11 protein-coding genes are annotated in these 9,655 nt (G+C 36.6%); 8 read left to right on the plus strand and 3 right to left on the minus strand.

The features are described from left to right. The 3 genes from BA70_RS18350 to BA70_RS18360 all read left to right on the plus strand — a co-directional run. The coding region (locus BA70_RS18350; RefSeq protein ID WP_034325160.1) for an LPXTG cell wall anchor domain-containing protein at positions 1-368 on the plus strand (368 nt) is incomplete at its 5' end. Positions 369-374: 6 nt separating this feature from the next. Then, a complete protein-coding gene (locus tag BA70_RS18355; protein ID WP_034325161.1) occupies positions 375-935 on the plus strand; it encodes a class D sortase in 561 nt (186 codons plus the stop codon). A gap of 109 nt (positions 936-1,044) precedes the next feature. Next, positions 1,045-1,329: an AbrB/MazE/SpoVT family DNA-binding domain-containing protein gene (locus tag BA70_RS18360; RefSeq protein ID WP_034325162.1), complete on the plus strand. Its 285-nt coding sequence runs from the start codon at positions 1,045-1,047 to the stop codon at positions 1,327-1,329. 39 nt (positions 1,330-1,368) lie between these two features. On the opposite strand, the gene BA70_RS18365 is transcribed toward BA70_RS18360, so the two are convergent. From BA70_RS18365 to tcyA, 3 genes are read right to left on the minus strand one after another with little or no spacing between them, the layout of a single operon-like run. After that, entirely contained in the window at positions 1,369-2,112 is a 744-nt protein-coding gene (locus BA70_RS18365) for an amino acid ABC transporter ATP-binding protein (protein WP_034325164.1), read from the minus strand. Between the two features lie 12 nt (positions 2,113-2,124). After that, positions 2,125-2,817 (minus strand): amino acid ABC transporter permease, encoded by a 693-nt coding sequence (locus tag BA70_RS18370; RefSeq protein ID WP_034325166.1) that lies wholly within the window; start codon positions 2,815-2,817, stop codon positions 2,125-2,127. Continuing rightward, positions 2,804-3,619 (minus strand): cystine ABC transporter substrate-binding lipoprotein TcyA, encoded by an 816-nt coding sequence (tcyA, locus tag BA70_RS18375; RefSeq protein WP_034325167.1) that lies wholly within the window; start codon positions 3,617-3,619, stop codon positions 2,804-2,806. Before tcyA ends, BA70_RS18370 begins: the two co-directional genes overlap by 14 nt. 317 nt (positions 3,620-3,936) lie before the next feature. Here tcyA and BA70_RS18380 point away from each other — a divergent pair, with 317 nt between their 5' ends. The 5 genes from BA70_RS18380 (at position 3,937) to BA70_RS21030 (ending at position 9,579) form a co-directional block, all read left to right on the plus strand. Next, positions 3,937-4,551 carry a dienelactone hydrolase family protein gene (locus BA70_RS18380; protein WP_034325168.1) on the plus strand — a complete coding sequence of 205 codons (615 nt, stop codon included), beginning with the start codon at positions 3,937-3,939 and terminating at the stop codon, positions 4,549-4,551. Between the two features lie 314 nt (positions 4,552-4,865). Further along, a complete protein-coding gene (locus tag BA70_RS18385) occupies positions 4,866-6,299 on the plus strand; it encodes an amino acid permease (protein ID WP_003214392.1) in 1,434 nt (477 codons plus the stop codon). 293 nt (positions 6,300-6,592) lie between these two features. After that, the gene (locus BA70_RS18390) at positions 6,593-6,841 is read left to right on the plus strand and encodes a hypothetical protein (protein WP_051691196.1); all 249 of its coding nucleotides are present in this window, start codon (positions 6,593-6,595) and stop codon (positions 6,839-6,841) included. Positions 6,842-6,898: 57 nt separating this feature from the next. After that, positions 6,899-7,627 (plus strand): ATP-binding cassette domain-containing protein, encoded by a 729-nt coding sequence (locus BA70_RS18395; protein ID WP_051691197.1) that lies wholly within the window; start codon positions 6,899-6,901, stop codon positions 7,625-7,627. Between the two features lie 1,628 nt (positions 7,628-9,255). Continuing rightward, positions 9,256-9,579, plus strand: a complete 324-nt coding sequence (locus tag BA70_RS21030; RefSeq protein WP_420834692.1) for a metalloprotease family protein — start codon at positions 9,256-9,258, stop codon at positions 9,577-9,579. Positions 9,580-9,655 lie beyond the last annotated feature (76 nt).

Consider the following 9,655-nt stretch of genomic DNA (forward strand, 5'->3'; position numbering starts at 1 on the left):
GTTATTACGCAAAAGGTACTGTGACCGGTCAATTTGGTGATATCAAGGATACGGATTGGCATACGGTTACATTTGAGGCGAAGGTTACCAAAGGTTCTGAAGGTCAGACAATCATGAATATCGCAGTTGTGAAAGGTGAGAATGTAGACGAACCAGACAAACCTGAAAACTCAACAACGGTTGAACCGCCTCGCGTGCCAGAGGTGCCAACTGTTCCAGATCAGCCATCTGAGCCACAAGATGAAACACCTGGTCATCACCTCCCGAATACGGCAACAGCGATGTACAATCTTCTTCTTGCAGGATTTGCACTTGTTCTCATTGGTGCATCCCTTATTGTGTGGAAAAGAAGAAAAAGAAACGGATAAACGGTCATGTTTCAAAAAATCATCTCTGCCGTATTGATCACAGTGGGTTTTTGTTTGGTGGTTGGCGGGTACTTGAGTATCATTGATGGACAAAGGGAAGTAGAGACATCGTTTCAGGCTGCTCAAGCAGTCATCCAGCATAAGGTGCAAAAGGATTCTTCTTTTGCGCCGCAGGCTGGTGAAACAATTGGGCTTTTGCACATTCCAAAATTAAATGCTAAGTTACCCATTGTAGAAGGAACAGATGCGGATGACTTGGCAAAAGGTGTTGGACATTATCAAGAGAGCTATTTTCCTAATGAACAGGGACAAATCGTTTTATCTGGACACCGGGATACCGTGTTCAGACGAACAGGAGAACTTCTTAAAGGTGATCAGCTTGTCATTGAGCTTTCATATGGTCGATTTGTCTATGAAATTGAGAAAACAAAGATTGTAAAAAAAGATGATAAAAGTATTATTACACTGCAACAAGAAAAAGAAGAACTTGTCCTAACGACATGTTATCCTTTTTCTTATATCGGTCCTGCACCAAACAGATATATTATATATGGAAAGCGTGTTTAGTCACTGAACTAGCCTGCCACTCCTCCTTTAAATTTTTCAACCGACAGAGCATATCGCAGATAAGAGGATGATAGTTCATATAGTATCTATAGATGCAGGGGGGGTCAATTTGATAAACGAAGACTATGTAAGGCATATAGATAAATTCGGGAGAGTTGTCCTTCCAACAGATATTAGAAAACGATTGAAAATACGCCCGCAAGATTTTATAGAGATCTATCAGGAAGAAGGTCAAATTGTGTTAAAGCCTTATTGGCAGGACAAACCTTGTATAGTGACGGGGCAAGTGACATGCTCCAACAAGGTACTATCAGGAGGGTTGATCGTCAGCCCTGAGGGAGCGAGATTGCTTTTGCAGGATTTACTGGCGCTACGCTTACAAAAAGAAATATAAAAAAGGCTGTTCTCATCACGTGAGAACAGCCTTTTTCTATCATACTGGATTCAAAATCCGGTTTAAGAATTGCTTTGTTCGTTCTTCTTTCGGTCGTTTAAAGATTTCTTCTGGAGGACCTTGTTCGACAATGACGCCGCCATCAATAAAAATCACTTCGTCCGCCACTTCTTGGGCAAACTTGATTTCATGTGTGACAACCGCCATGGTCCAGCCTTCTTTCGCCAAATCCTTCATGACCTTTAATACTTCACCGACAAGCTCAGGGTCAAGCGCAGAGGTTGGTTCATCAAAAAGCATGAGCTCTGGCTGAATAGCAAGTGCACGGGCAATGCCGACACGCTGCTTTTGACCGCCTGAGAGCTGGAATGGGTAAAGATCTTTTTTATCTTCAAGCCCTACCTTTTGCAAGAGCTGAATGGCTTCTTTTCGAACGGTTTCCTTTGGCCGGCGCTGCACTTGAACAGGACCTTCCATCACGTTCTCAAGCACGGTGCGATGTGGAAACAGGTGATAATCCTGAAACACCATGCCCGACTTCCGGCGAAGCTTCAGCAGGTCAGCTGATTTATTCTTTTTCGAAAAATCAATCGAGAAATCATCGAAGGTTAAGGAGCCGCCATTTGGTGTTTCAAGTGCATTTAAACAGCGAAGCATCGTTGTTTTTCCTGAACCTGATGGGCCAAGGATGGCGATAACCTGCCCTTTGTTGATCGTAAAATCTATTGACTTTAGAATCTCATTTTCACCAAAGGATTTCTTAAGACCTTTGACTGTTAGCATGTCATTTCCTCCTTACCTTGCGACATATCGATCAAGTCGTTTTTCAATTTGGTGCTGAACGAGCGATAGAATGAAGCAGAATACCCAATAGATCAGGGCTGCTTCCATATAAATGAACAAAATCTGATCCAAGTTGGCCGCAGCAATTTCCTGCGACTTCCGAAAAAGCTCTGCCACGAGGATTTGGGATGCAAGGGACGTATCCTTCACTAAGCTAATAAATGAATTAGATAGTGGTGGAATCGATACACGCACAGCCTGCGGTAAAATGACACGGACGAGCGTTTTGCGATGAGTCATGCCAATGGAATAACCAGCTTCCCATTGTCCTTTAGGAACAGATAGGACGGATGCACGGATAATTTCAGACGCATACGCACCTACGTTTAATGAAAAAGCGATAATGGCACTTGGATATGGATCCAGTGTGATATTAAATGTCGGAAAGAAATAGAAAATAATAAACAATTGCACAAAAAGCGGCGTTCCGCGAACGGCCGACACATAGATGGAAAAAATCCATCTGAGGGCTTTGATTTTAGACATTCTAGCAAGAGCTGTCACAAGCGCGATAAAAATACCAATAATGAAGGCAATGATGGCGAGGGGGATTGTATAATAAATCCCCTGCATCACCATTGGCCAAAAAGATTGCTGAAGAAGATCCCAAGGAATGACGACTCCTAGGGTATTACTTTGTAACATCTTCACCAAACCATTTCTTAGAAATCTTAGCAAGTGTACCGTCTTTTTTCATTTCTTTTAATGCGCCATTCACTTTGTCAACGACTTCGCCGCTGCCTTTTCTGAATGCAAAGTAAGTTTCTTGAGGATCTCCTGTTTCAAATGCTACTTTTAGGTTTTTGTTCCCGCTTGTTTTCAAGTAATTCAATACAGCCAGCTTGTCATTGAACGTCAGATCAGCACGTCCTTGCTGAATCAATTGAATGGATTGTGCAAGACCTTCAACGCCTTCAATCTTAGCGCCAGCATCTGTAGCCAGCTTATTGTAGTTACTTGTTAACGATTGTGCTGCTTTTTTTCCTTTGACATCAGATAGTTTCTTGATGTCATTGTTATCTGATTTTGTCACAACAATGGCTTGAGATGTTGTGTATTTATCAGAGAAATCGTATTGATTTTCACGTCCAGTTTTACCAACTTGGTTCGCTACCACGTCAAAACGTTTTGAATTCAGTCCAGCAAACATGCTGTCCCATTGTGTTTCCTTGAATTCAGGTTTTAAGTCAAGGCGTTTTGCTACTTCTGTGATGACCTCTACATCATAGCCAGTTAATTTATCTGTCTTTTTGTCATGGAATGTGAAAGGAGCATAAGTACCTTCTGTACCGATCGTTAATACGCCTTTATCCTGAATGGATTTCCAAAGGTCACCTGATTCCTTAGACCCAGATTGTTTATTCGCGTTGTCGTTTGCACCTGATCCACATGCAGTGATCAATGCAACACAAACGCCTAACATAATGGCAAAGAACATTTTTTTCATTTTATTCCCCACTTTTCTTGTTGGTATTTACAACATATGATCTTACAGAGAAGCAACCTAAAAGTAAAGCATTTGAAACTAGCTTGAGCGAATCTCACCAACTTTATGCCTGCAAACAGTCGAACGGACAAACGATAGAACTATACCCAAATTAAAAGGTGAATAAAACCAAACGCAAGTTCAAACGATGATTAAGATGATTTGATTGGTGGAACGTCAGATAAACGATTCGATGGTAAAATATGCTATGATCATCACAACGAATTTTTCCAATCGATTCAGTTGACTTCTAAGAAACAAAAGGGAAGTGTGAACATTTGCATATATCGAAACAAAAACCTGTCATGATCTTAATACACGAAATATACGGAATAAATGATCATATGAAGAGTATGATCCATTATTTTGATAAAGCTGGTTTTGAGGTTTATTGTCCTCATTTATTGGGACAGGCGAAGCACTTCCCTTATGTCAGTGAAAATGAGGCTTACGACTACTTTATGAATAAAGTTGGTTTTGATAAGTCGGTAAAGAGTGTACTGAATCTGGCAAAAGAGTTGAAAACGAAGAATGCCGCGATAGACATATTTCTACTAGGTTTTAGTGTGGGGGCAACAATTGCCTGGCGATGCAGCCAAAATGATCAGCTGTTTACCGGAGTCATTGGATTTTATGGTTCAAGAATCAGAGATGACGTCGATCTTGCGCCCGCATGCAAAACGCTGTTATTTTTCCCGAAGATCGAAGCATCCTTTAATCCCAGGGAGATTGCGAGTGTTTTGGAGAAAAAGGAAAAGCTTTGCGTGACAATAGTAGAGGGAGAGCATGGATTCGCCAATCCATATTCTGCGGCTTTTCACGCTGAATCTAAAAATCGCTGCTTTCAGGAAATAGATGAATTTATCAAAGTGTGTTTGCTAAATGCAGAATGACTTGTGACTAAAGTGATCATAAGAACTGTCTAAAATGAGACTCGAAAAGAATGAAACGAAACCAGTGTGCAACCATAAAGTTTCATGCTGGTTTTTTTGTGCAATATTTTAGATATATGGCATCCTATCAAATGGTTTGATCCACCACATAGTTGTGCGAACATTACTAAAATAAAGACTTTGTAACAGTGACCATAGAAGGAAGCATATTTATTATAAAAGATGTATAATTAATAGGTTGTTTTGAAAATGGAATGAATCACATGGAGACATGTTTTGATAACAGAACATCTTAGAAGAAGGAGGGCATCATTGTGGATGTTGGACAAAATCAGCCCGAACAATTGAAAAGGGCGATGACCTCCCGTCATTTATTTATGATTTCACTTGGCGGCGTCATTGGGACAGGCTTTTTCTTAGGAACGGGCTATACGATTGGACAAGCAGGTCCAGTCGGAGCCGTTCTTTCTTATATTGTGGGCGGATTGATTATGTATTTAACCATGCTGTGTCTTGGAGAGCTGTCGGTCGCACTTCCTGTGTCTGGGTCGTTTCATACGTATGCGACGAAATTTGTCAGCCCTGCAGCGGGTTTTGCGGTCGGCTGGATTTATTGGCTTGGCTGGGCAGCAACGGTCGCCCTTGAATTTTTATCAGCAGGACAGCTGATGAGGCGCTGGCTCCCGCAAGTGGATGTGTGGATTTGGTGTCTCATATTTGGACTGTGTCTTTTCTTATTAAATGCCCGGTCGGCGAAAGCGTTCGGGGAGTCGGAGTTTTTCTTTTCAACCATTAAGATCATTGCGATTTTACTCTTTATAGGTGTAGGCGGAGCGGCGATGTTTGGTTTTATTGAAACGACGAGCGGTGAACCTGCTCCTTACTTCAGTCATTTTGTGAGTGATGGGCTGTTTCCAAATGGATTGCTCGCCGTTGTGGTCACGATGATTACCGTGAACTTTTCATTCCAAGGAACAGAGCTGATCGGGATTGCGGCAGGAGAAAGTGAAAACCCTGAGAAAACCGTTCCTCGCTCCATTCACCAAACTGTTTGGCGTACACTCGTCTTTTTCGTATTATCTATCTTTGTCTTAGCAGGTATGGTGCCTTGGAAGGAAGCGAGTGTGCTACAAAGTCCGTTTGTTACTGTATTTGAGAGAACGGGCATTCCTTTTGCGGCAGATATCATGAACTTTGTCATTATCATCGCTTTATTATCTGTTGCCAACTCTGGCTTGTATGCATCGACGAGAATGCTCTATTCCTTATCGAAAGAAGGAATGGCAGGAAAAGCATTTAGACGCGTGAATCAGCGCGGTATTCCGATGAATGCCTTACTGCTCACGTTCCTGTTTACAGGGATTTCGCTATTATCCGGTTTCTTTGCAGAGAAAACAGTTTTTGCCTGGATCGTGTCCATTGCCGGCATGAGTGCCCAGACTGGCTGGATCACCATTACATTATCACAGATGCTTTTCCGCAGAAGATATCTTAAAGCAGGCGGAAAGTTGGAAAACTTAAAATTTAAAACCCCTCTCTATCCGGTGCTGCCGATTATTGCGATTACTCTCAACACCATTGTGTTGATCAGCCTTGCCTTTGATCAGGAGCAGCGCATCGGATTATATGTCGGCGTCCCTCTCATGATCATTGGGTATGTCGTCTATCACCGCTATGTGAAAAAGCATCAAGCGAAAAGTGAACCGCTTAAGCTGCAAATTCATGGAGATGATGAGATCCGGTTTTAAGATCAAAAAGAAGCACTAAATATATGAGTATGGGATATTTAAGAACACCTCTGATATAAATCAGAAGGTGTTTTTTCATGAGAATCATTCGGTAAAGTTTCATATTCAACTGAAGTTAGTTCAATCACAATCTAATGAACTTAATAATTATTAAAATAATAGGATGATAAAACGGTGATTTTAAGAGTAATGGATTAAAATAACCTTAAAATTGTAAAATAAACATGTTTTTTCCATTTAAACAAATTAGTATTAGTTTGTATTTTGGAGAACAGCAGTTAGGGGAGAATAAAGTGTTTGTCATTAGTAAAATTGAGAATAAATTAATGTCTAGTCTATATAAAATGGGATCTTATTTAAATGAAAAGCATAAGAACGTTATTCAAAATAAATGGATAGTATGGGTTATTATTTTAATAGCATTACTTTCAGGCATTGCCTATGCATTTTATTGTACAAGTAAAGGCTACAGTTTCTCAGGTAAAGTAAAGTGGAATTGGCCAAGAGTTTGGGATATCGGGATAGGTTGTAACGCAAAATAAATTAGTATATATGCTGTTCTTCAAAATCTCTATTATTTAAATATAGGAATGATAAAAATGATCACTATAAATGACTTAGAAAAAAACTATAATGGTAACCCTGTTCTGAATAACTTAAATATAACGTTTGATTCTAAAGGAATCGACATCATTGTTGGAGTAAATGGATCGGGGAAAACTACACTTCTAAATTGTATATGCGATATAACGTCCTTTCAAAAAGGAGATATAAAAATTAATTCTGTTAGTAGAAAAGAAAAAGAAGCAAAACTTAAAATGTTCTATATACCATCTGATTTTTATTTGCCTGAATATTTGTCTGGTAACGAATATGCTGATTTTATTTTTAAGAGATATAAGGATGTAAACAAGAAATTATTTGAATTTATTACCGAAATGTATCATCTGACAACATTTTTAGACGAAAAAATTAGCAATTATTCTTATGGAATGAAAAAGAAATTACAAATAGGTATTGCTTTAGCTTTAGAAGTTGAATATGTATTGGCAGATGAGGTATTTAATGGACTTGATTATGAAAGCTATCTATTGACAGAGTATTTAATAAAAAAATACTCTGCACTCAGAAAGTTCATATTAATTTCACATAATATGGATTTTATTATGCGTAATGAACAGGCTAATATCTATTTACTTAGCAAAGGCATCTTGAGTACTATTAAGAATGTTGGAGATATTGAAGGGATAGTAATAAATAATGGAGAACTACAAAAATACTATGAAAAAATTGATGGATTCATTTCTCGTAACAAAAGTCTTACTTAATGAGATTTGTCATAACTTGTTATCTAATAATATTTTCGAAAAAAAACATAATAGATATCTTTTATTATGTATTATCGTAGCTTTGTATATCTTGTATTTCTATTTAAATATGTCTGAATTAAATAAAATTTTTATAAATAGGGATGAAGTTTCTAACGAATTGAGAAACTCTCTGTTCTCTAGTCTAACTAATATGATCATTATTATCACTGGAGTTATTTATTTAATTGTAACACTATCCTTCACACTAACCAAAAAAATGCAATATTTACTAAAGATTCTTCCGTTTGAAAAAGGGAGTATATGGTTTGGTAGTGTTATTTTCAAACTGTTATTAAGTTATTGTTCCTTTTTAATTGTTTTCGCAATAATCATCCCTATGTTGAGGTTATTCCACTATAATATAGGATTAAATTTTTTAATCCTGATATATTGCCAGCTTTTATTCGTTGCAAGTATCTGTTTTTACTATTTAATTTTTTATTCTTTGAGTAACCTTGTTAAATTAACTTTTTTTAATATTAATAATGGGTTACTAGTGTTGTTTCTTTTCCTCTATTATTTCTCTTTTCGTTTTAGTATTGACATGAAATTTCAGACATTTAATATTACTGTTGATCATGCCTTGGTGGTTAAGTTAATGCTTATTTTATGCATTTTAATAACATCATTTGTGATATGTATCAATTATCTACACACAAAGATTGATAATGATGTATATACTTCTAATGATTTTTATATTTTCAAACTGCCGTTTAATATGAAAATGAATCAATTAAATTTAATAATACTTGGAACTATTAGGAGTAAGTTGACCATAAGGCTTTTGGGTGTAGTAATTCTAGTCTTTTTATTATCTCTTTTTGATACTAAAAATATTCTCATTTCATTGACTACACTTGTATACATATATCCCCTTATTTCATTTTCATCTATTAGGTATTTTAATACAACTGTATCATATCGTAAAATGAATTCTTTTTTGGGGTTAACTTCTTTAAAAGAAACTTTTATTACAACATTTATGAATTTCATAATCAATTTCCCACTTGTAATCACATCACTACTGTTATCAGGTGATTTCGTAAAAAGTCTCTATTATGGTGTCATTTTATTTGAAGCAGGGCTGATAATGAGTATTATATTTCCGAAAAATAAGAGTTCTTTAAATGAGTTTTCTGCTTCTGTATTATGTATTGTTATGGCTGTAGGGCTTTACCTAATATCAAATAGTATGCTTATTTTTATCTCTGTATACTTGTTGCTATTTTCAGTTAAATACTATTTATTGGAAAGGAGTTATTTAGATGAGGCTGCCTAGGTGGATTTTTTTAGGTACAATTTTGTATTTAGTTGCGTTTTTAATAGATTATATAACGACTCTTTTTTCTATTGATAAGTCTGGCGTATATATGTCTAAATTAGGACTAAAAATTGACATGACAATGAATGAAGAAGAATTGTACACGAATTTTTCATTTACATCTCAAATTTTAATTATATATATAATATATATTCTCTTTATTATTGCACTATTTGCTATTGTAAAGTTTAAAAAAACAACTAAATAAATTATGGAAAATTTGATTTTATTTACAAAAGGGTTTATGCTTTTTTATCTTATATTTATGAGTGTGCTTTTAATCCATGAAGCTATTCATTTGCTGTTTATAAGAAAACTAGGAAAAAAGATTTTAAGCATGAAGTTTAATTTATTTGGAGCTAGTGTTACTTATCTAAATGATAATAAATATCTTGATATCTTCATAATTTCAGTAGCGCCTAATATTATTTTACCGATAAGCGGCGGGATCTTATTATCCTACGATATCAGCATATACTGGAATGCATTTGCATTTATTTGCATATTAAATCTTGTGAATTTGTTCCCTTTTACTGCTGATGGATCAATCATATTATATTCCATAATGAAGATGCTGAAAAAAGAATGATGATAAATAAGGGTATTATGGAAAAACTGGACATGAGGACTCATGTCCAGTCAGATTGTAGAGAAACTCATGTTTT

The sequence above is a fragment of the Bacillus zhangzhouensis genome (assembly GCF_000715205.1).
In the GTDB taxonomy this organism is placed as follows: Bacteria; Bacillota; Bacilli; order Bacillales; family Bacillaceae; genus Bacillus; species Bacillus zhangzhouensis.

Excerpts from the sequence above, each read along its gene's own strand:
- BA70_RS18355 (WP_034325161.1), top strand. The coding sequence starts at position 375 with ATGTTTCAAAAAATCATCTCTGCCGTATTGATCACAGTGGGTTTTTGT.
- BA70_RS18365 (WP_034325164.1), bottom strand. The coding sequence starts at position 2,112 with ATGCTAACAGTCAAAGGTCTTAAGAAATCCTTTGGTGAAAATGAGATT.
- BA70_RS18370 (WP_034325166.1), bottom strand. The coding sequence starts at position 2,817 with ATGTTACAAAGTAATACCCTAGGAGTCGTCATTCCTTGGGATCTTCTT.
- tcyA (WP_034325167.1), bottom strand. The coding sequence starts at position 3,619 with ATGAAAAAAATGTTCTTTGCCATTATGTTAGGCGTTTGTGTTGCATTG.
- BA70_RS18395 (WP_051691197.1), top strand. The coding sequence starts at position 6,899 with ATGATCACTATAAATGACTTAGAAAAAAACTATAATGGTAACCCTGTT.
- BA70_RS21030 (WP_420834692.1), top strand. The coding sequence starts at position 9,256 with ATGAGTGTGCTTTTAATCCATGAAGCTATTCATTTGCTGTTTATAAGA.